A 21,796-nucleotide genomic window follows, 5' to 3' on the forward strand; every position below is an offset into this window, starting at 1 on the left:
CGCTCACGCAGCTGTGACGTCGAGAAAGCCCCTAATGGGTTCATATGGCGGGCAGGGTGGGATTCGAACCCACGAAGGGCTTGCACCCTTGCCGGTTTTCAAGACCGGTGCATTCAACCGCTCTGCCACCTGCCCGGGGACTTATGAACGTTAGGATCAGGCGAGGGTTTTAGCGGCAGTTTTTCCATTCGTCCAGTGCATTTGTAAACATTTGGAAAAAGCCTACGATTTTCATCGCCAGATAGCTTGCACCAGCCATGGGGAATTGATAGACAGGTCTATCTTTTCTACAAGATCTCGGGGGTAATACAGATCTTGTAGGCTATATGTTCTAGGTAAGGCCAAAAACCCGGCCATCAAAACAAGGGGCTGCAGCTGGTGAGCGACAACACACCCATTACGCCGGAAGAGCGAGACATCCAGCCAATAACCATCGAAGACGAGATGAAGGCGTCCTATCTCGATTATGCCATGAGCGTAATCGTATCGCGGGCCCTTCCTGACGTGCGGGACGGCCTCAAGCCGGTACACCGCCGTATCCTCTATTCGATGCATGAAAACGGATATGAATGGAACAAGCCGTTCCGTAAGTCGGCGCGTATTGTTGGGGACGTGATGGGTAAATACCACCCGCACGGCGACAGCGCGATTTATGATGCATTGGTGCGGATGGCCCAAGACTTTTCCATGCGCGCTCCACTCGTCGATGGGCAGGGTAACTTTGGCTCGATGGACGGCGATAGCGCTGCAGCCATGCGTTACACCGAAGCCCGGATGGATAAAGTCTCGTCCATGATCCTCGCGGACATCGACAAGGACACCGTCAACTTTCAGGCAAACTACGACGAAAGCGAGCACGAGCCTGTCGTCTTGCCCGCACGTTTCCCCAACCTGCTGGTTAATGGCGGCACGGGTATTGCTGTCGGCATGGCGACAAATATTCCGTCGCACAGCCTTGGTGAGGTAATCGACGGCGTTTGCGCACTGATCGACAACCCCGACATCGACACAATGGGTTTGATGGAACACATCCCGGGGCCCGACTTCCCGACAGGAGGCATCATTTTGGGTGCCGGAGGTATTCGTCAGGCTTATGAAACCGGCAAAGGGTCCATCACGATCCGCAGCCGCAGCACGGTTGAAGAGATCCGCAAGGACCGCTGGGCTATCGTCATTACCGAGATACCCTTTCAGGTAAACAAATCCTCGATGATTGAGAAGATCGCTGAATGTGTGCAGACCAAGCGCATTGAAGGCATCTCGGATATTCGTGACGAAAGTGACCGCGACGGTGTGCGGGTTGTTGTTGAACTGAAGCGGGACGCCGTGGCTGAGGTGGTGTTGAACCAACTCTACCGCTTCACACAGGTTCAGACGAGTTTCGGAATCAACATGCTAGCGCTGAATGGCGGCCGGCCGGAGCAGCTCTCGCTAAAACAGGTTCTTCAGGCATTTATCGATTTCCGCGAGGAAGTCATTACACGCCGGACCAAATATGAACTGGCGAAGGCACGCGACCGCGCCCATATCATGTTGGGCCTCGTCACAGCTGTCGCTAATATCGATGAAGTGGTTGCCACCATCCGCGGCGCGACATCACCCGCGGAGGCCCGTGAAGCTCTGGCAGCGCGCAAATGGAACGCCACCGAGATACTGGGCTATCTGGAACTGATCAACGAAACCAGCCATCTTAATGAAGATGGTACGTATCAGCTTTCGGAAGTGCAGATCAAATCGATTCTCGATTTGCGCCTGCACCGTCTGACTGCGCTCGGTCGCGATGAAATTGGCGGCGAGTTGGAGACGCTGGCAATCTCGATCCGCGAATATCTGACCATTCTGCAGTCGCGCGAAAAGCTGTTTGAAGTGTTGCGCAGTGAAATTGAGGCCGTGCGCGCCGAATTCGCTGACGAGCGCCGCACTGAAATTGACGCCAACGCCATCATGGGCTTCGACGACGAAGACCTGATCGCGCGCGAAGACATGGTCGTGACGGTTACCCAGACCGGTTATATCAAACGCGTTCCGCTCAGCACTTACCGCGCGCAGCGCAGGGGCGGCAAAGGACGCTCCGGCATGCAGACGAAGGAGGAGGACTTCCTCTCCACTCTCTTTGTCGCCGATACCCACACGCCGGTTCTGTTCTTCTCCAACCTTGGTCAGGTATACAAGATGAAGGTTTGGAAGCTGCCGCTTGGCAATCCGCAGTCCAAGGGCAAGGCCGTGATTAACATGCTGCCGCTCAAGCAAGATGAAACGATCGCGACTATACTGCCATTGCCGGAAGATGAGGAAAGCTGGGGCGAATTGCAGGTGATGTTTGCAACAGCTCACGGCACCGTGCGCAGGAACAAGCTCTCGGACTTTTCCAACGTGATGTCGAACGGCAAAATTGCCATACGTTTCTCAAGTGATGATGACAAACTCGTTGGAGTCGATGTCTGCAGTGAGGATGATCATGTGCTGCTGGCCGCCAAGGGCGGACGGGCAGTTCGCTTCAAAACCACCGATGTCCGCCTGTTTGCAGGCCGCACCTCAACGGGGGTACGCGGTATGAAGTTTGGCGAAGGTGACGAAGTCGTCTCCATGCATATCATCAACGGCACCGATGCGACGACGGAGGAACGCGACGCTTACCTCAAGGCCGCTCCTTGGAAAGCAGAGCCGGGTGAGCAGACGCTAAATGATGAACGTATGGCCGAGCTTGAGGCTTGCGAACAGTTCATCCTGACCGTCACCAGCAACGGTTTTGGCAAGCGCACCAGCAGCCATGAATACCGGCTGACCAACCGTGGTGGGCAGGGCATCTGGAATGTGCCGTCCGATGCGCGTCTGCGCGAACAGATAGGCAGTGTCATTGCGGCCTTTCCGATTACGCCGGATGAGCAGGTGATGATGGTGACAGACCATGGCAAGTTGATCCGTACACCGGTTCATGATGTCAGGATTGCCAGCCGAAACACCAAAGGCGTCACCCTCTTCAAAGTGGCAGACACGGAGCAAATTGTCTCCGTCGCCAAACTTCAGGAAACCGAAGAGGACGAAGAGCTTGAAGGTGAAGAAGGTGTAGAAGCGTTGGACACTGAAGGTACAAGCATCCCTGACGGACCAATTGAAGCTGAATAAGTTATTTTAAATCAACCAATAAAGCCCATTTCTTCAAGTGAGAAGTGGGCTTTATTTATTCAACAGCAAAAGCGCCAGGGCACCAAGCGCGAGAATCGTGCCCGAGATGCGGCCCATAAGCTCCGCTGATCCGCGCCTGGCCAGAAACAACCGGGCACCGCTTGCCAGCAACACCCAGCAAGAATCCAGCAAAGGGGCCAGTAAGGCAAAGGTAAGCGAAAGCGTCAGCAGTTGAGGCATTACCGGTAGTTCCGGGGAAATAAATTGTGGAAAAAAAGCCGCAAAAAACAAGATTGCCTTGGGATTGGTCGCCGCCACGAACATAGCAGACCTGAACGCCTTTGCCGGTGTGCGTTCGGTTTTCAACCCTCCCGCGCCAAGTTCTGCGGGTTTGTGCAGGAATGACTTTATGGCCAGATACACAAGGTAAGCCGCACCCGCAAAGCGAATGGCGCTGAGTACATCATCCGAAAGCAAGCCAATAAGCGCAGAAAAGCCAACCATATAAAGGCCAAGCGTTAGCACAGCTACGACCCCGGCGCCCAGCACGACGGCGAAACCATGCTTGGGGCTTTCGTTCAGTGTTTCCGCGATGATCAGGCTCACCACGGGCCCGGGCGTCAGAACAAGAATGAAAACCGCCAAAAGGAATAGGGAATATAGTACGGGATCTATGATCAACACGATCGGGTTCCTGACAGTTCTTACCACTTGGGCCTTGTTTTTTGCGGTGTATTCGGGGATGTTGCAGCAAAGTTGATTTGAAGCAAACCCTATCCGGTCTTTTGCGCACTGCAAAATCGGGCTTGTCTGCGGTTTGAGTAAGGGGAGGTAACGTGGCAAGAAAACGCGTGGGACTATATCCGGGAACATTCGATCCTATTACAAATGGTCACCTTGATATCATCAAACGCGGGCTGCGTCTCGTGGACCGGCTGGTCATCGGTGTAGCAACGAACCCCAGCAAAGACCCTCTCTTCAGCCTCGAAGAACGTGTTGCCATGGTTGACCGGGAAGCAAGGCCGATGGCTGAGGAACTTGGCGTCGAGTTCGAAGTTGCGCAATTTGACGAGCTTTTGATGCACTTCGCGGAACGTGTTGGCGCCGACATTATCATCCGTGGCTTGCGTGCTGTCGCTGACTTTGAGTATGAGTTCCAGATGACGGGTATGAACTATCAGATTAACCCGGATATTGAGACAGTCTTCCTTATGGCAGACCCAAAGTACCAAACGATTGCCTCACGACTGGTGAAGGAAGTCGCAAGGTATGACGGGAAAATATCAAGCTTCGTGCCGGCCAGCGTCGCCGAAGCAGTAGTTAAAAGGGTTGCCGAAAGCAGGCAGTAAGGCCTCAGGCAACGAGCAAAACGGCATAGTGAACGATGAAGCGTTTTTTCATAATCTTTCTAACAATGGTGGGCCTGATGAGCGAGACCTCAACAGCTTTTGAGCTGGACAAAGAAAATACTCTGTATCTTGACCTGGAAACAGGCCGTGTCGTGATCGCAATGCGGCCGGATGTGGCGCCAAAGCATGTGGCGCGTATCAAAGAGCTAACCAGAGAGGGTTTCTATGACGGTGTAATTTTCCACCGTGTTATTGCCGGCTTTATGGCGCAGACCGGTGACCCCACCGGTACCGGCATGGGCGGGTCAGGCCAGAATATCGATGCCGAATTCAATAATCTGCCGCACCTGCGCGGCACGGTATCAATGGCCCGCGCCGGTGATCCCAACAGCGCGGATAGCCAGTTTTTCATCTGTTTTGACCGATCAGCGTTCCTAGATGGTGATTATACCGCTTGGGGCCGCGTTGTAGGCGGCATGGAATTTGTGGACACCATTGCCCTTGGCGAACCACCGGCAGAGCCTTCCAAAATCGTAAAGATGCAGGTCGCAGCCGACGTGAAAGAATAGCCAGCACCAACAGGAACCAATAAAAGGGCGCCCCTTGAGCGCCCTTTTTCTTGTGATACTGCACGTAATTCTATAAAAGCCCGCCACATGAACGTAGAGCTTTTCGATTTCGACCTGCCGCGCGAGAATATCGCCCTCCGTCCCGCAAACCCGCGGGACGCAGCGCGCATGCTTGTAGTTAAACCCGAGGGCATAAGCCACGATGGTGTGTTGGACCTCGCCAGGCATCTAAGCAAAGATGACGTATTGGTCTTTAACGACACCCGCGTCATCCCGGGCCGGCTTAGTGGTAAACGCGGCGCGGCAAAAATTGAACTCACCTTGCACAAGCGTGAGAGCGAGACCGTCTGGCTTGCCTTTGCCAAACCGGCGAAAAAATGTCGCATGGGTGACCACTTGGACTTTGACGGGCTCACCGCTGAAGTCATTGCCGTTGGAGAGGAGGGCGAACGCACCATCCGGTTTGATGTCGCGCAGTCTGCAATGACCAAAGCGCTAGAGAGCCACGGCGTGATGCCATTGCCGCCTTATATCGCAAGCCAACGCCCAGTCGACGAGCAGGATAAATCCGATTATCAGACCGTGTTTGCCCGCGCTGACGGCGCGGTCGCTGCACCAACCGCCGGGCTGCACTTTACAGAAAGAATGCTATCAAAGCTTGATGAAAAGGGCATCAGGCATGTTGGCGTCACTCTCCATGTCGGAGCAGGTACTTTCCTGCCAGTGAAAGTTGAGGACACCAAAGACCACAAGATGCATAGCGAATGGGGCGAGATCACTCCGGAAGTAGCAGCGCAGTTGAATGAGGCGCGAGCACGCGGTGGCCGGATAGTAGCGGTTGGTACCACATCCCTCAGGCTGCTTGAAAGTGCGGCAGGCGACGACGGTATTATTCACCCTTTCGCCAGCGATACCGATATTTTCATCACACCGGGATACAACTTCAAAGCGGTTGATATCTTGATGACCAATTTTCATCTGCCATGTTCAACCTTATTCATGCTGGTATCCGCGTTCGCAGGTCTCAAAACCATGCGCGACGCCTATGAGCTTGCAATCCGCAGTGGCTACCGTTTCTACTCATATGGCGACAGCAGCCTCCTGTTCCCGGCGAAGGATTGACCTGATGACAGCCCGATTTCAGTTTGACATTCATGCAACCGACGGTGCGGCACGCACCGGGGTGATCAAAATGCAGCGCGGCGCCATTCGCACGCCTGCTTTCATGCCCGTCGGCACCGCCGGTACCGTCAAGGCCATGTTGCCCGAGAGTGTACGCTCGACAGGCGCTGATATTCTCCTTGGCAACACCTACCACCTGATGCTTCGACCCACGGCAGAACGCGTTGACCGCCTCGGGGGACTGCACAAGTTCATGAACTGGGACCGCCCGATCCTGACCGATTCCGGCGGCTTTCAGGTAATGTCGCTGACCCAACTCCGCAAAATAACCGAAGAAGGCGTTACTTTCCAATCCCATCTTGACGGCAGTAAAATTCTGTTGTCACCGGAACGTTCGATGGAAATACAACGCTTGCTGGGCTCAGACATCGTTATGAGTTTCGATGAGTGTACGCCTTTCCCGGCCACATATGATGAAGCCAAAACATCAATGGAGCTGTCCATGCGCTGGGCGCGACGCTCGCGAGATGGCTTCAACAGTGGCGAAGACCACGCGGCACGCTCGGCCCTGTTTGGCATCGTGCAGGGCAGCGTCTATAATGACCTGCGATTCCGCTCCATTGATATGCTCGCAGATATCGGTTTCGACGGTTACGCCGTTGGCGGACTGGCGGTAGGCGAAGGTCAGGAAACCATGTTCAAGGTGCTTGATTTCACAATGCCGCGCATGCCGGGGACCGCACCGCGATATCTCATGGGCGTTGGTAAACCTGATGATCTTGTTGGCGCGGTTGAGCGCGGCATCGACATGTTTGACTGCGTTTTGCCCACCCGGTCTGGGCGTACAGGGCAGGGCTTCACTTGGGGCGGCGCCATCAACTTGAAAAATGCGCGCCACAAAGACGATACCCGTCCCATCAGCGACAGTTGTGACTGCCCCGCCTGCACACAATACAGCAGGGCCTATGTGCATCATCTAATCCGTGCAGGCGAAATATTGGGCGCCATGCTGCTTACGTGGCATAACCTGCAATTCTATCAAGACCTGATGGCAAGCCTGAGGCAGGCGATATCTGATGGCAAACTCACAGCTTATGCCAACGAGTTCAGGGCACGCTACGGCGCAGGTGATATAGAGCCGCTTTGATCAGCGTCTCATGACCGGTGTATAAAACCTCAGTTCCAGGTCTTTCTTACGGCAGGTGGTTTGACTGCTGGAAACTTCAGCGTTCATAAATTGCACCACGTCAGCAAGCACACAGTCAGCTTGGCTATGAACAATATGGCCAAGGGTCGGATAATGCTGGTGCGTAACGCCCGAGTTCGTAAAGGCTTGCGCAACGACACCATAGGGTGTGACCGGGTCAAGCCCGCCGGAGAGAATAAGCGTGGGCACATTCGGCATGGCAGGTGCGGCAAAACCCTCGGGCGAAACCAGCCCCAATGTATTGCATACGAATCGCTGCCTCCAATCCAGATAGCCAGTGAAAGGCGCAATTTCAGGATAATCCCGAAGGTCTTCGGCGAGGGCACCATACCACCTTCTAAGCGGCAGTTCACTACACCGCACGGCATGGTGATAGCCAACATTAAGACTGCCGCCCGGTTTGAGAAGCTGGCTCAGCAATAGCCCAAACCGCTTCTTCAGTGTTTCATCATTGCCTGATGCGGCAATATACGGCATCAGAGCCACCCGTTGCGGGGATCGCAATGCCATGAAGGCGGTGATTAAAAGCTGTTCTTGTGTCGGTCGTGCATAGGCCACGACCTTCCTTGAATAGAGATCCCGCAGGGCAAGCGGCTCAACCAAATCACGGTTAAATACCGATATCAGCTCTGGCAAACGTTTTTCGAGGTGTAACCTCATTGCCGGGCATAAATATTCATCCCGGCAAAATTCGCTCAGCCTCGCAAGCGCTTCATGAAAGTTGCGTCCAGTGTGCCAAAATTCGTCCACCCATGGGGTTTCCGGCGAATCAAGCACAAGCCTAGTGATTGCAGCGGGCGCGTTCTTCGCAAGAGACAAGGCGACCCGCGCGCCATACGATTCAGCCATCACAACCCATTTGGGGATCGCCAGAACCTGCCGAAGCTCTTCCAGATAGTCCGCCTGTGCCTGCGTGGCGATGCTGGCGAGCACATCGCCACCGAGATCAACTTGCTCAAGACAAGCCGCCAACCGATTTTGTTGCAGTGGTCGCGTGTAAAAAACGGCGTCTTGGGCCGCACGGGCAATACCCCAGTGTGCATCATCCAGATCAGCCCGACGGCATTCGAGCGAAGGAAAACTGTCAGCCGGATCAGGCAGCAACACGGTGCGGCCCATACGGCCGGCCAAAAGCTCCATGTGGGGTACATGCACATCGCCCCGCCCCCCAGGCCCACCAAGCAGATACAGTAGTGGCGGAGCAACTGCACGGCCTTTTGGCGCGGGAATCACGTAGAGCCGAATATCTTTTTCAGACCATATACACCGGGTAGGGGCATCAGCATTTTGATACAGGTCGGCCGAGCAGCGAGGAAATTCTATCTCCTGATCATCATCACTACGGATATCTGCGGCAAAAAAAGGTGTGAGCAGAAAACACCCTGAAAGCGCGACGATTGTTATCAATTTCTTCATGAAGAACAGCTTAATATTCTTTGTGTGCCGATGCAATTTTCACTAGGGAAAACAAGGGCGTCAGAAAAAATTCATTTTCAGCGACACTTTTGCTTGACGGTCCGGAATGATCGCCCTATGGTCCGCCGCGTTCCCGAGGAAGCCTTGGGAAACCACTGCAAAGTGGGCCCGTAGCTCAGCTGGTAGAGCGGCTGACTTTTAATCAGTAGGTCACAGGTTCGAACCCTGTCGGGCTCACCAATTCTAAAAGGCCGACGCCATCCGCGTCGGCCTTTTTCATTTAATTCAGACATCTGCCCACCTCTGCAATCGCCAAATGGATTACCGCCCCGAAAAAGCCTCCTTTCTGGCCTTGTTTTTAACCGGTGCAACAGCCTAAAGTGTTACGCAATATAGTCACCCCGGGAGAGGAGTAGATACCACATGCAGATCAGGCGTCGGTTTTGTCGTATTTTAGTAATGTCCTGTTTGCTGACCGGTATCGCTGTGCAGCCGCTGAGCGCGCAGGAAACCGCGGCCGAGGATAAGACTGTCTCCGCGAAAGAGGATCCGGCTTTCATTGCATGGCTGGAAGATGTACGCACCGAGAGCCTTGAGCGTGGTATCAGCGCGGAGACATTGGACACGGTCCTGCCCAATATCACGCCGATCGAGCGGGTGATCACGCGGGACCGCAACCAACCCGAGATCAAACAACCCTATGCCGCCTATATCAACGCGCGAGTGAGTGAGTGGCGCAAAGACAAAGGCGCCGTCATGATGGCTGAACACCGCGCGCCGCTGAAGGATGTTGCAGACACCCACGGCGTGCAAAGCCGGTTTATTGCCGCAATCTGGGGGGTTGAGACAAATTACGGCACAGTCCCCCTCAGCTATTCGGTGTTTGATGCTGTTGCGACCTTGGCATACGACAAACGCCGCGCGGCGCGTTTCAGGCGCGAGCTTTTTGCTGCACTTGAAATTTTGGACAAGGGCTTTGCCTCTTATGACCTGATGAAGGGCTCTTGGGCCGGCGCCATGGGACAGCCTCAGTTCATGCCGGAAGCCTACCTGCAATATGCGGTAGACCATGATGGCGACGGTGCTAAGGATATCTGGACCAGCAAGGTCGATGTTTTCGCTTCCATCGCAAACTATTTGAAGTCATACGGTTGGGATAATACCCAGACATGGGGCCGCAAGGTGAAACTGCCGAAGGGTGGTGAAAAATCCCTTCAGGCTGACCAGTCAGCCGGATTAACCCCGGCAAGATGGTGTAAGGCATATAAAAGCCTTGGCGTTTGGCGTGATCTACAGGAATGGCAAAACCTGGGTGTCAGGCGCATCACCGGGAAAGACCTGCCGGAGCGGTCCATCCCTGCGGCTCTTGTGGTAGCAGATGAGGGCGACGATGAGGGTTATCTGGTGTATAGTAACTTCTGCTCGGTCATGCGCTATAACCCTTCCTTTAAATATGCACTGGCCGTTGGCCTTTTGTCTGATGCCATCAGTAAATAGGGCGGAATAAAATGCGTGTTGTCCTACTGCTGGTTATACTGCTAACTGCTGCTTGTTCCTCTGGTTCGCGAGAGGTTGGACCGCGCGGACGCATGCCAAAAGATGGCGAATTACCAGTTGGTGACCAGGGTGTAACCCGAAAAATTGGCAATCCATACAAGGTAGCCGGGGTCTGGTACCATCCAAAAGAAGACCCATATTACGACGAGGTGGGTTACGCCTCTTGGTATGGCCCGGATTTTCATGGCAAGCTGACGGCGAACGGCGAACAGTACAACATGAACTCGCTTACAGCGGCCCATAAAACATTGCCGTTACCAACCTTTGTGAAAGTGACAAATCTGGAAAACGGGCGCTCCATCGTTCTGCGTGTCAATGACCGCGGTCCGTTTGTGAAAAGCCGCATCATCGATGTTTCCCGTCGTGGAGCACAGTTGCTCGGCTTCGACAGACAGGGTGTGACGAAGGTACGGGTGCAGGCATTGGACGAAAACGGCAAGGTCGTCAAACGGAGACATGACACCACAACATATGTGGAAAATACGGTCGATGGCAGTCACTATATTCAGGTTGGTGCATATAGCCAGCGCGAAAATGCCAATGTGCAACTCAGCCGGCTTAAGCGCAGTGGTCACACCGCGCGCGTTGACCGTATGGAAAGTAACGGCAGAAATTTATGGCGGGTACGGCTGGGGCCTTTTAAAGAAAAGGCTCAAGCGGAGCAGAAACTTGACCGGGTGGTCGCCGACGGATTTTATGAGGCGCGCATTTTTAGCGAAAACGCGCGATAACGATACAGAATCAAGGGAAAACTATGGTTGGCAAGCTGAAAGCGACACTAACAAAACTGGGCTATAGCGTGATAGCTTTGAGCATGATGGTGATAGCTGCGCCGGTGAATGCCCAGATGGCAACGCCCGCCGGACACGCCATATTGCTGGATGCTTCCACCAATAGTGTGCTTTTTGAAAAGGACGCAGACACGCCATTTCCGCCCGCTTCCATGAGCAAGCTTATGACGGTGTACCTCGCTTTTGATGCCATCAAAAACGGTACGATGCGGCTGGAGGATCAGGTTGTGGTTTCCGATCAGGCTTGGCGCGACTGGAACAATCGCGGTTCCACGATGTTCCTGCGTGCGCGGGATGTGGTGACGGTCGCCGACCTGCTGCGGGGTATTATTGTGCTTTCGGGCAACGATGCCTGCGTTGTTCTGGCCGAACACATGGCCGGCTCGGAAGGGGTGTTTGTTGAATGGCTTAACGCAAAAGCCGCAGACCTTGGCATGACGGGCAGCCATTTTGAGAATACCAACGGCTGGCCAGCGGAAGGCCACGTCATGACAGCGCGGGACTTGGCGACACTTTCACTGCATCTGGCAACGGACTTTCCCGACCTTTATCCCATGTTCGCGGAGCGCGAATATCTCTACAAAGAATTTGAGCGCAATAAATATAACCGCAACCCCCTGCTTGGGCGCTTCCCGGGCGCAGACGGGCTCAAAACCGGCCACACTGAAGAAGCCGGCTACGGCTTGGCCGCTTCCGCCGAACGGGAAGGCCGCCGCCTTGTGTTAGTGGTAGCTGGGCTTTCGTCCGCTAACGAACGCATGCGCGAAAGCACTCGCCTTATGCAATATGGCTACCGGAATTTTGAGCACTATCCTTTGTTCCGCGCCACTGAGACGGTGGATTATGCCGAAGTTTGGCTGGGCAAGGAAGCCACTGTCCCGATGGTTGTCGGCACCGATGTTGCCATCACCATGTCGCGGCGTCAGCGGGCACAAATGGCGGTTAAAGTCGAATATATGAACCCGACACCGGCACCGATCAAAAAGGGTGATCAGCTTGGCGAGTTGGTGATTGAAATGCCGGACCGGCCCGCATTTCGCACCCCGTTGTTGGCCGGGCAGGATGTAGGCGAGGTTGGCGGCTTCGGTCGTATCGGTGCAGCGTTTGAATACATGCTGTTTGGGTCCTCGGGCGCGGAAACACTGGAACCTCAGCAGCAATGATAACGACACCGAGGTTTATTACATTTGAAGGCGGGGAGGGGGCCGGTAAGTCGACCCAGATTCGCCTTCTTGCCGCTTGGCTGCGAGATCAGGGCGCAACCGTCTGCCTGACCCGCGAACCCGGAGGATCGCCAGCGGCGGAACTTATCCGCGACTTACTGCTGAAAGGAGCCGTCGACCGCTGGTTACCCATCAGCGAAGCCTTGATGCTGGCCGCCGCCCGTGCAGATCATATCGAACGTACCATCCGCCCCGCTCTTTCTCGCGGGGAATGGGTGCTGTGTGACAGGTTCTACGACTCCAGCATCGCCTATCAAGGGGCAGGGCGTGGTATTGGCATCAACAAGGTGAAGGAAATTCAGAAGATCGCCTTTGGCAGCATGATCCCTGACCTGACTTTTGTTCTTGATTTACCGGTAGAAATCGGTCTTTCGCGCGCATTGGCACGCGAGGGGGCAAAATCCGATATGGAGGACCGATTTGAACGTATGGATCGCAGTTTTCATGAACGCCTGCGGCATGCGTTTCTCGAAATTGCAGCGGATGAACCCGGCAGGTGTGAACTGATCAATGCTGACAGCGATATAAACAACCTGCACACCCTTATCCGTAACGCCCTGGCACGTAGGTTTTCAAGCTGATGACCCCGGACGCGCCAGCAGGGTTACAGCACCCCCGCACAGCGGCACAATTGTTTGGCCATGAAGCGGCGGAGCGACAGTTTCTGCAAGCCTTCAACGGCGAAAGGTTGCATCACGCCTGGCTCATTACAGGCCCGAAGGGCATAGGCAAAGCTACCTTTGCATGGCGTATCGCCAAATTCCTGGCCGCCCGGCCTATCGAGGCCGCAGGTGCCGGGCTATTTGGTGAAGAATTGCCGTCGTCTGCAGACACACTTGATATTGATACCGCCAACCCGGTGGTACAACGCATCACCGCAGGCGGCCATAGTGGTATTATGGTGGCCGAGCGATCAGAAAACGAAAAAACCGGCAAGCTTCGCAACGACATCGTCATTGATGATGTACGCAAGCTTATTCACTTTTTCTCGCAAACCAGCGTCGAAGGTGGCTGGCGCATCGCCCTCGTTGACGCTGCGGATGAGTTGAACGTCAATGCGGCTAACGCGCTGCTGAAACTGCTTGAGGAACCACCCGCTAAATCCATTCTTATTCTGGTCGCGCATTCACCGGGCAAACTTCTGCCAACGATCCGCAGCCGCTGCCGCACCTTGAAGCTGAAGCCATTGCCGGAGGAAAGCGTGCGCGCGGTACTCGCCGCCCAACACCCAACCTTGTCGCCAGATGAGCTTTCGGTATTGGCTCGCCTTTCTGCAGGGGCACCAGGCAGGGCGATGGAAATGGCATCCCTTGGCGGCGTGGAGCTTTACCGCCAAATGGCAGGGTACCTGACGGTGCTTCCACGCCTTGATGTCCCAGGTTTGCACAATTTGGCAGGGCGGCTGGCCGCACCCAAGGCCGACGCTGAATACCGGCTTTTTGTCTCCATGCTACTTAACTGGGTTGAACGATTGATCCGGCAAAGTGCAAGCGGTGTCGCGTCCGCGGACATCATGACGGGAGAAAGTGCGGAAATGGCGCGTATTTCCTCACTCGCCGGGCTTGATCACTGGCTGGACCTGTGGGAAAAGATGGGCCGCTTGGTAACCCGCGCCGATGCCGTAAACCTTGACCGCAAGCAGGTTATCATCAATCTGTTTTCATCCCTTGGTTCTCTCGTGCGGGCCTGAACCAGTTTTATACGACTTATCGAGAAGAAAATTATGACCGGCCGTCCGTCCTATTATGTCACGACCCCCATCTACTATGTGAATGACAAACCTCACATCGGGCACGCCTATACCACACTGGCCGCCGACGTATTGGCGCGTTTCAAGCGTTTGGACGGCTACGATGTCATGTTTCTGACCGGCACCGATGAGCACGGTCAGAAGATTGAACGTTCAGCAGAGAAAGCCGGCCTCGACCCGCAAACCTTCTGTGACCAGGTTTCCACAAAATTCAAGGACCTGACGGCGGCGATGAACTTCTCAAACGACCAATTCATCCGCACGACGGAGGAGCGGCATAAAAAATCGGTTCAGCACTTGTGGTCAGTACTTGAGGAGAAAGGCTTCATTTATGAAGACCGTTATTCCGGCTGGTATTCGGTGCGCGACGAGGCTTTTTATGCTGAAAGCGAATTGGTTGAAGGCGAAGGCGGTGAAAAGTTCGCCCCCACTGGCGCGCCTGTAGAATGGGTCGAGGAACCAAGCTATTTCTTCAAGCTCTCAGCCTTTGAAGACAAGCTACTGGAGCTATATGAAAACAATCCCGATTTTGTCATGCCCAAGTCGCGCCTCAACGAGGTGAAAAGCTTCGTCAAAGGCGGCCTTGAGGATTTGTCTGTCTCTCGCACCACGTTCACCTGGGGTGTGCCGGTACCGGGCGCCGATGGCCACATCATGTATGTCTGGATCGACGCGCTGGCAAACTATCTGACCGCGCTTGGATACCCGGATGAGCAGGGCGCGGACTACCAGAAGTTCTGGCCAGCGGATGTGCATATAGTGGGCAAAGACATCCTGCGCTTCCATGCGGTGTATTGGCCGGCCTTCCTGATGGCGGCAGAGCTTCCCTTACCCAAACGTGTTTTTGCGCACGGCTGGTGGACCAATGAAGGCCAGAAAATCTCCAAATCGCTTGGCAACGTAATAGACCCATATGAACTGATTGAAAGCTACGGCATAGATGCCACGCGTTTCTTCCTGTTGCGCGAGGTGCCTTTTGGCAACGATGGCGATTTTTCCCGCAGGGCCTTTGTGTTGCGCTGCAACGCCGACCTTTCAAACGGTCTGGGCAATTTGAGCCAACGAACCCTGTCCATGATTCATAAAAACTGCGATGCCAAGATTCCTCCGTACGGTGAACTAACCAATGATGACAATGAATTATTGTCAAATATTGAGAAGTCACTTGAGCAAGTACGCGAGCACATGGAACGTCAGGCTTTTCACCTCGCTCTTGAAGCGATCTGGTCACAGGCCAGCGCGGCGGACAGCTATATTTCCGTGCAGGAACCTTGGAAGCTGAAGAAAACCGACCCGGAACGCATGAACACTGTGCTTTATGTGCTAGCAGATGCCATCAGGCAGATTGCCATCCTCGCGCAGCCGGTTATACCTGATTCTGCCGCGAAACTTCTGGCGCAGATGGGGATTGAAGACCGGGGATTTGACCAGATCGGCCAAGCAAATCACATGTTACCGGGCACTCCCATTCCCAAGCCCGAAGGCGTGTTCCCCCGTTTTGATCTGCCGGAAGAAGACAACGAATAATGACCGACTACGGATATATCGTCGATAGCCACTGCCACCTGAACTATAAAGGATTGAGGGAAGATGAAGCCGGTGTTGTAAACCGCGCCCGTGCTGCTGGTGTTGGCTGCATGTTGGCAATCAATACCAAGCTGTCGGAATATGATGAGGTACGCGTGATTGCGGAAAAATACGACGATGTATATGGCACCGTTGGCATACACCCGCACGAAGCAGAAAACGAACCCGATGTTGCAGTTGCAGAGCTTATCAAGCGTGCAGCCCATGCAAAGATCGTCGGTATTGGCGAAACCGGGCTCGATTATTTTTACGACAATGCACCGCGCGATATGCAGCAGGTCAACTTCCGTGCACACATCACCGCTGCCCGCGAGACCGGGATGCCCGTCATCGTACACACTCGCGACGCCGATGATGACTGTATCGATATGCTCGTGCAAGAAATGAGCAAGGGCGTTTTCTCAGGTGTGATCCACTGTTTTACCGCCAGCCAGCGTCTCGCCGATGCTTGCCTTGAAATGGGGCTGTATATCTCGATCTCCGGGATCGCGACATTCAAAAGCGCGCGTGAACTGCAGGAAACGGTCAAGACCTTACCGATGGACCGTCTACTTGTGGAAACAGATTCGCCCTTTCTTGCGCCAGTACCCCATAGGGGCAAGACCTGCGAACCTGCATTTGTCATGGATACAGCGGAGTTTGTCGCCAAGCTGAAAGGTGTCTCCTTTCCTGAACTGCGTGAGACAACAACACGGAACTTCTTTACGCTTTTTGATAAAATAAACCCGCCAGCGCCCCGTGAGCATAGCGCATGAAGTTGACAGTTCTCGGCTGCGGCACGTCGGGCGGTGTACCCAAAATGCCGGAATACTGGGGTGCCTGCGATCCCAACAACCCCAAGAATCGCCGACGCCGCGCCAGTATATTGGTGGAAGAGGGGGGGACAACCCTGCTGGTCGATACGACCCCCGACCTGCGCGAGCAGTTGCTTGACGCCTATGTGCACAAGCTGGACGCGGTGTTTTATACCCATGATCACGCCGATCACACTCACGGTATCGATGACTTGCGCGGCATCTTTCAAGCAATGCGAAAACGCGTGCCCGTCTATGGTGACCCGCAAACACTGGGGGTGCTTAGGCACCGCTTCGATTACATCTTCCGCAGCCAGAACGGTTATCCAGCGATCTGTCGCGGTCACATGCTCAAAGGTGCAACCACCGTCCGCGGCATCAAGGTGACCCCGTTTGAGCAAGGGCACGGCGGCGGCCTCAGCCTGGGCTACCGTTTTGGGGATGTCGCCTATTCGACAGACCTAGACCGACTGCCCGAGTCTGCGTTTGAAGTACTCTCCGGTGTGAAAGTATGGATCGTTGATGCGCTACGCTATGATCCGCACCCCACCCATTCGCACCTCGCGCAAACCCTGTCATGGATCGAACGCGTTAAACCTGAGCGCGCGGTCCTGACCCATATGACATGGGATATGGACTATGAAACCCTTAGAAAGGAGCTGCCCGACGGTGTTGAACCTGCCTATGACGGTATGACGATCACGTTGCCGTGACACCGCCAGTCTAAAGTGTGCTTGGCCCCCAGCGCTCCATCTCGTATAATTTGATCAGGCAGGAGACAGACCCATGAACCGTGGCCCATGGCGCATACCAGATCACGATAGACGAGACAACATCAGCCAACTCGGCACGCCGGATCGACAGCCATCCCGTTGGGTCCGGCTTTTTGTTTTCATCCTGGGCATGATTTTGCTGCTCTTTGGTTTGTCGCTGGCTTTCCCTGTAGATATGAGCGTAGACCCATATCTCGTGCGTGGTTTGATTATTGTTTTTATTTTTGGCGGCGCTGCGGCCTTCTGGAGCCGGTCCAGCATTGCACGCATCGCCAAAGTAGCGGGGCTTTGGGCCTTGATCATCACCGCGATCGCGGTTTTTTACTTGTACCGCTCGGATCTTGGTACCCGTTTCATGAGCGCGATAGATCCGATGGGCGTCACCGTCACTAATGAAGGCATGTTGCTGAACCGAGCACAGGACGGGCACTTCTGGATGCGCGCGAAGGTAAACGGGGTTGCCGTCAGATTCATGGTGGACACTGGAGCCTCCAACGTTGTGCTAAGCCCTGATGATGCGCGCCGCGTCGGCATAAACACGGGGCTTTTGAACTTCAACGGCGTGGCAAATACAGCCAATGGCGATGTCACCTTCGCCCGTGCCACGGTGTCACAGCTGTCACTGGGAGACACCGTTTTCTACGATGTTCCTGTGACGGTAAACGGCGCAGATATGCAAGGTTCGCTCTTAGGGATGACCGTGCTCAATCATTTTGCCAGTATTGAGTTTCGCGGTGACATGCTCATCCTACGGCAGTAGGTCTGGTGGTCCAATGCACTATGTTTGTGGGGTTGTTTCCACCTTTCCCGCGCCCATATTAGTTTCTATAGCAGGTATTTTCAAAAATAATTTTAATGCCACCGCAGTAATTTAGAAGGTAATTCGACATGGCCAATGAACAGACAAGCCGGGAAAACGTGCCCGGTAAGGAGAGCCATTGGCGCACGGTAAAAAGTCTTCTGCCATATCTATGGGTGCCGGGACGACTTGACCTCAAAAGCCGTGTCGTCGGCGCGCTCACGCTTCTGGTATTGGCCAAGCTCCTTGGGGTGTATGTACCCTTTATTTTCAAGGACGCAGTTGATGCACTTACCGGGGAGGGCAGCGGGCACACCGGACCCGCAACGCTGGCGCTCATGGTACCCACCGGGATGATCCTCGGCTATGGTACTGCACGCGTGCTGAGCCAGCTTTTTGGCGAGTTGCGAGATGCCGTTTTTGTCAAGGTGGGGCAACACGCGCTGCGTCAGATCGCGCTATCCACATTCCGCCATCTGCATGCATTGTCACTTAAATTTCATCTTGAACGCCGCACCGGCGGTCTGAGCCGCATTATCGAACGCGGTACCCGCGGAATTGATTTCCTGTTGCGGTTCATGCTGTTCAACATACTGCCAACGCTTCTTGAAATTGCGCTGATCTCCAGTATTTTCTGGGCTAAATTCGGCTTTTATTACGCGCTCATCACCTTTGTCTGTCTTGCAAGCTACATCTATTTTACCGTCACGGTCACCGACTGGCGGCTTAAATTTCGCCGCGAAATGAACGACGAAGACACCAAAGCCAACACCAAAGCCGTTGACAGCCTGTTAAACTTCGAAACCGTGAAATACTTTACCAACGAAGAACATGAAGCTAACCGATATGACAAAGCGCTTGCGGCCTATGAATCGGCCTCCGTGCGTAGCCAGATTTCACTCACGCTCCTCAACATCGGGCAGGGCATTATTATCTCGCTAGGCCTCGTGATTGTGCTTTTCATGGCAGGCAAGGGCGTAGTGGACGGGCGTTTCACCATCGGTGAATTTGTTCTGGTCAACTCGCTCCTGATCCAGATTTATATGCCGCTCAATTTCCTTGGGTTTGTATACCGCGAGATCAAGCAGTCACTCGTCGACATGGAAAAGATGTTCGACATTATCGCAACCGAATCTGACATCCATGATGAGGCAGACGCAACAGACCTCAAGGTTTCCGGTGGCGCCATCAGCTTCAACGATGTGCAGTTCCACTATAATCCGGCGCGTCCTACTGCTTGATGAGGCAACATCTGCGCTTGACGGCCATACTGAGCGGGACATACAAGCTTCGCTCGACCATATCGCCGAAGGACGTACCACGATCGTCATCGCACACCGGCTGTCTACCATCGTGAACGCGGATGAAATCATCGTACTGGACGCGGGTCACATCACCGAACGTGGCAACCATGAAAGCCTGCTAAAGCAAGACGGCCAATATGCGCTGATGTGGCGGAAACAGTTGGAGGCATCAGCTGCGGAGGAAAAGCTCGTGGAACTAGAAAATGTCGCTGGTGGAAAGGCACATAAACCTATTTTCTCTTGATGATAAATTTCCCATAATATAAATTATGCGCGATCGCAATCGTTTTAGAAAACCGATAAAGTATCCTTGATCAAGGTGTATTTGATCTAAAAGGCTTTATCCGGTCCTATTCGAGAACAAGCTGCTTGCCAGCTCCGTCTACAATCCCCATATCGCGCCGACTGAGGTATCGTTAAGTCCTGACTTTTACGTAATGTGCCCAGTAATGCCTACTTAAAACTAACGGCCGATATAATTTGGGGGCTGTATACGTAGATCCGCCCCCACCTTATAGAAAACGTTTCGTCGCACAGCAACGGGCGTTGATCGATTTTTTCTGGCCCCCCTCCCCCTCTCAGACAGAATATTCCGACCTTGATAAAACAACGTTGCGTTTCGCTCTAAAAGGCGAAATCACAGAACGATGATGTTTGAGGATGGGTACAAAATTGGGGCAGAATCTTTGTTTACTCACCAAATCATTCTACCTACGATCATGTGCGGGAGCGGGGATCGCTGGAGATCACAATCTCCAGCCCGCCCGGGGAATGAAACGCAAATAAAGGCATAGAAAATGGACAGACGGCAATTTATCAAAATCGCTGGCGCTGGTATGGGAGCAATGATGTTGCCACTCAGCGGGCGTAGCGTATCGGCAGAAGCTCTTCTTGAGCCAGGTGCTGATGTTACTCTGAAAAAGCGTATGGCTAACATCGCACTCAACGCAGCAACGTCAAAAGGCGCTACATATGCTGATGCCAGAATTGGCCGATACCTAAACCAATTTGTCACAGCGCAGGAGAAACGCGTTGATAATATTGTGAATACCGAGTCATACGGTATTGGTATACGGGTGATTGCAAATGGAACATGGGGTTTTGCCTCTACGTCCGATATGTCTGACGATGGCATCGCCAGAGCCGCTGAATCTGCGGTTGCGGTCGCTAAAGCCAACTCCACATTCCAAACAGACCCTGTAAAACTAGCTCCGGTCCAGAGCTATGGTGATGTTAGCTGGAAAACACCTATTGAAAAAAACGCCTTCGAGATTCCATTGAAGGAAAAAGTCGACCTTCTTATGGATGTAAATAATGCAGCCCTTGATAATGGCGCTAATTACATAACTTCCATTTTGTTTCTGGTTAACGAACAGAAATACTTCGCGTCAACTGAGGGATCGTACATCGATCAGGATGTACATCGGCTTTGGGCTCCGTTTTTCGCAACTGCAGTTGGGCAGCAAGGCTTCAAGCAACGCCAGAGTTTGGGGAACCCTGTCGGCCGCGGTTTTGAATATCTGGATGGTCGGCCCGAGGACAAAATCGAAATCCAAGGCGCCAACATCGGTTACCGTAATTCCTATGATATGGTGGAAGATGCAAGAGAAGCCGGAAAGCAACTGCAGAAAAAACTCGCTGCCAAATCAGTTGATCCGGGTAAATATGATCTGGTCCTGGACCCTCATCACCTCATGCTTACCATCCATGAAAGCGTTGGCCACCCTCTTGAGCTCGACCGTGTACTCGGATACGAGGCGAATTATGCAGGCACAAGCTTCGCCACACTTGACAAATGGAAAAGCGGGACCTTCGAGTATGGTTCTGAAATGGTCAACCTTTTCGCTGACAAAACCCAAGTCGGCTCGCTTGGTTATGTAGGCTGGGATGATGAGGGTGTCAAAACGAAAGAATGGGACCTGGTGAAAGATGGTATTCTCGTCAACTATCAAGCCATTCGCGATCAAGCTCACATTATTGATGAAAAAGAATCGCACGGCTGCTGCTATTCACAGAGCTGGCGTGACGTTCAATTCCAACGCATGGCGAACGTGTCTTTGCGTCCAAATGAAGAAGATATCAGCGCAGACGAGATTATTGCCGGTGTTGAAAACGGTATCTACATAGCCGGACGCGGATCATTCTCCATTGACCAACAGCGCTATAACTTTCAGTTCGGCGGTCAGCTATTCTATGAAATCAAAGACGGCAAAATTGTCGACCAAATCGAAGACGTCGCCTACCAGTCCAATACACAGGAGTTTTGGAACAGCTGCGTCGCCATGGCCGGTAAATCAGACTACCGCATTGGCGGTTCCTTCTTTGACGGTAAAGGACAACCTTCACAGGTTAGTGCTGTGTCGCATGGATGTCCGACAACCCGTTTCAATAACGTCAATGTCATAAACACAGCCCGCAAGGTCTGATGC

19 protein-coding genes and 2 tRNA genes are annotated in these 21,796 nt (G+C 53.7%); 18 read left to right on the forward strand and 3 right to left on the reverse strand.

Going from position 1 to position 21,796, the window contains the following annotated elements:
* Nucleotides 1-45 precede the first annotated feature (45 nt).
* Nucleotides 46-135: transfer RNA gene (locus ACN0VM_RS00610), tRNA-Ser, on the reverse strand.
* Nucleotides 136-378: 243 nt separating this feature from the next.
* Between ACN0VM_RS00610 and gyrA the strand changes: the two genes are divergently transcribed.
* On the forward strand, nucleotides 379-3,126 hold the full coding sequence (gene gyrA, locus ACN0VM_RS00615) for a DNA gyrase subunit A (RefSeq protein ID WP_417448892.1): 2,748 nt from the start codon (nucleotides 379-381) through the stop codon (nucleotides 3,124-3,126).
* Between the two features lie 51 nt (nucleotides 3,127-3,177).
* On the opposite strand, the gene ACN0VM_RS00620 is transcribed toward gyrA, so the two are convergent.
* A complete protein-coding gene (locus tag ACN0VM_RS00620; RefSeq protein WP_417448893.1) occupies nucleotides 3,178-3,810 on the reverse strand; it encodes a LysE family translocator in 633 nt (210 codons plus the stop codon).
* Nucleotides 3,811-3,962: 152 nt separating this feature from the next.
* On the opposite strand from ACN0VM_RS00620, the gene coaD reads away from it, so the two are divergent.
* The 4 genes from coaD (at nucleotide 3,963) to tgt (ending at nucleotide 7,313) form a co-directional block, all read left to right on the forward strand.
* Nucleotides 3,963-4,475, forward strand: coding sequence for a pantetheine-phosphate adenylyltransferase (coaD, locus tag ACN0VM_RS00625; protein ID WP_417448894.1), 513 nt, complete (start codon nucleotides 3,963-3,965; stop codon nucleotides 4,473-4,475).
* 77 nt (nucleotides 4,476-4,552) lie between these two features.
* Nucleotides 4,553-5,044, forward strand: coding sequence for a peptidylprolyl isomerase (locus tag ACN0VM_RS00630; RefSeq protein WP_417448895.1), 492 nt, complete (start codon nucleotides 4,553-4,555; stop codon nucleotides 5,042-5,044).
* Nucleotides 5,045-5,131: 87 nt separating this feature from the next.
* A complete protein-coding gene (gene queA, locus ACN0VM_RS00635) occupies nucleotides 5,132-6,166 on the forward strand; it encodes a tRNA preQ1(34) S-adenosylmethionine ribosyltransferase-isomerase QueA (protein ID WP_417448896.1) in 1,035 nt (344 codons plus the stop codon).
* A 4-nt stretch (nucleotides 6,167-6,170) separates the two neighbouring features.
* The gene (gene tgt, locus ACN0VM_RS00640) at nucleotides 6,171-7,313 is read left to right on the forward strand and encodes a tRNA guanosine(34) transglycosylase Tgt (protein ID WP_417448897.1); all 1,143 of its coding nucleotides are present in this window, start codon (nucleotides 6,171-6,173) and stop codon (nucleotides 7,311-7,313) included.
* On the opposite strand, the gene ACN0VM_RS00645 is transcribed toward tgt, so the two are convergent.
* A complete protein-coding gene (locus ACN0VM_RS00645) occupies nucleotides 7,314-8,789 on the reverse strand; it encodes a hypothetical protein (RefSeq protein ID WP_417448898.1) in 1,476 nt (491 codons plus the stop codon).
* Between the two features lie 164 nt (nucleotides 8,790-8,953).
* Here ACN0VM_RS00645 and ACN0VM_RS00650 point away from each other — a divergent pair.
* The 13 genes from ACN0VM_RS00650 (at nucleotide 8,954) to ACN0VM_RS00710 (ending at nucleotide 21,793) form a co-directional block, all read left to right on the forward strand.
* Nucleotides 8,954-9,029: transfer RNA gene (locus tag ACN0VM_RS00650), tRNA-Lys, on the forward strand.
* Between the two features lie 183 nt (nucleotides 9,030-9,212).
* Nucleotides 9,213-10,286, forward strand: coding sequence for a lytic murein transglycosylase (locus ACN0VM_RS00655; protein WP_417448899.1), 1,074 nt, complete (start codon nucleotides 9,213-9,215; stop codon nucleotides 10,284-10,286).
* A gap of 92 nt (nucleotides 10,287-10,378) precedes the next feature.
* Nucleotides 10,379-11,077 (forward strand): septal ring lytic transglycosylase RlpA family protein, encoded by a 699-nt coding sequence (locus ACN0VM_RS00660; RefSeq protein ID WP_417448900.1) that lies wholly within the window; start codon nucleotides 10,379-10,381, stop codon nucleotides 11,075-11,077.
* A gap of 23 nt (nucleotides 11,078-11,100) precedes the next feature.
* On the forward strand, nucleotides 11,101-12,300 hold the full coding sequence (locus ACN0VM_RS00665; protein ID WP_417448901.1) for a D-alanyl-D-alanine carboxypeptidase family protein: 1,200 nt from the start codon (nucleotides 11,101-11,103) through the stop codon (nucleotides 12,298-12,300).
* Nucleotides 12,297-12,941 carry a dTMP kinase gene (gene tmk / locus ACN0VM_RS00670; protein WP_417448902.1) on the forward strand — a complete coding sequence of 215 codons (645 nt, stop codon included), beginning with the start codon at nucleotides 12,297-12,299 and terminating at the stop codon, nucleotides 12,939-12,941. The genes ACN0VM_RS00665 and tmk overlap by 4 nt, the downstream gene beginning before the upstream one ends.
* Complete coding sequence (locus tag ACN0VM_RS00675) at nucleotides 12,941-14,050, forward strand: DNA polymerase III subunit delta' (RefSeq protein ID WP_417448903.1); 1,110 nt, start codon at nucleotides 12,941-12,943, stop codon at nucleotides 14,048-14,050. Before tmk ends, ACN0VM_RS00675 begins: the two co-directional genes overlap by 1 nt.
* Before the next feature lie 33 nt (nucleotides 14,051-14,083).
* Entirely contained in the window at nucleotides 14,084-15,637 is a 1,554-nt protein-coding gene (gene metG / locus ACN0VM_RS00680) for a methionine--tRNA ligase (protein WP_417448904.1), read from the forward strand.
* Nucleotides 15,637-16,452 carry a TatD family hydrolase gene (locus tag ACN0VM_RS00685; protein ID WP_417448905.1) on the forward strand — a complete coding sequence of 272 codons (816 nt, stop codon included), beginning with the start codon at nucleotides 15,637-15,639 and terminating at the stop codon, nucleotides 16,450-16,452. The genes metG and ACN0VM_RS00685 overlap by 1 nt, the downstream gene beginning before the upstream one ends.
* Entirely contained in the window at nucleotides 16,449-17,204 is a 756-nt protein-coding gene (locus ACN0VM_RS00690) for an MBL fold metallo-hydrolase (RefSeq protein ID WP_417448906.1), read from the forward strand. The genes ACN0VM_RS00685 and ACN0VM_RS00690 overlap by 4 nt, the downstream gene beginning before the upstream one ends.
* Nucleotides 17,205-17,277: 73 nt before the next feature.
* Nucleotides 17,278-18,024 (forward strand): TIGR02281 family clan AA aspartic protease, encoded by a 747-nt coding sequence (locus tag ACN0VM_RS00695; RefSeq protein ID WP_417448907.1) that lies wholly within the window; start codon nucleotides 17,278-17,280, stop codon nucleotides 18,022-18,024.
* Between the two features lie 128 nt (nucleotides 18,025-18,152).
* The gene (locus ACN0VM_RS00700; protein ID WP_417448908.1) at nucleotides 18,153-19,304 is read left to right on the forward strand and encodes an ABC transporter transmembrane domain-containing protein; all 1,152 of its coding nucleotides are present in this window, start codon (nucleotides 18,153-18,155) and stop codon (nucleotides 19,302-19,304) included.
* Nucleotides 19,264-19,611, forward strand: coding sequence for a hypothetical protein (locus ACN0VM_RS00705; RefSeq protein ID WP_417448909.1), 348 nt, complete (start codon nucleotides 19,264-19,266; stop codon nucleotides 19,609-19,611). The genes ACN0VM_RS00700 and ACN0VM_RS00705 overlap by 41 nt, the downstream gene beginning before the upstream one ends.
* Nucleotides 19,612-20,164: 553 nt before the next feature.
* On the forward strand, nucleotides 20,165-21,793 hold the full coding sequence (locus tag ACN0VM_RS00710; RefSeq protein WP_417448910.1) for a TldD/PmbA family protein: 1,629 nt from the start codon (nucleotides 20,165-20,167) through the stop codon (nucleotides 21,791-21,793).
* Nucleotides 21,794-21,796: the final 3 nt, after the last annotated feature.

It is taken from the genome of Kordiimonas sp. (assembly GCF_048260245.1).
Taxonomy (GTDB): domain Bacteria; phylum Pseudomonadota; class Alphaproteobacteria; order Sphingomonadales; family Kordiimonadaceae; genus Kordiimonas.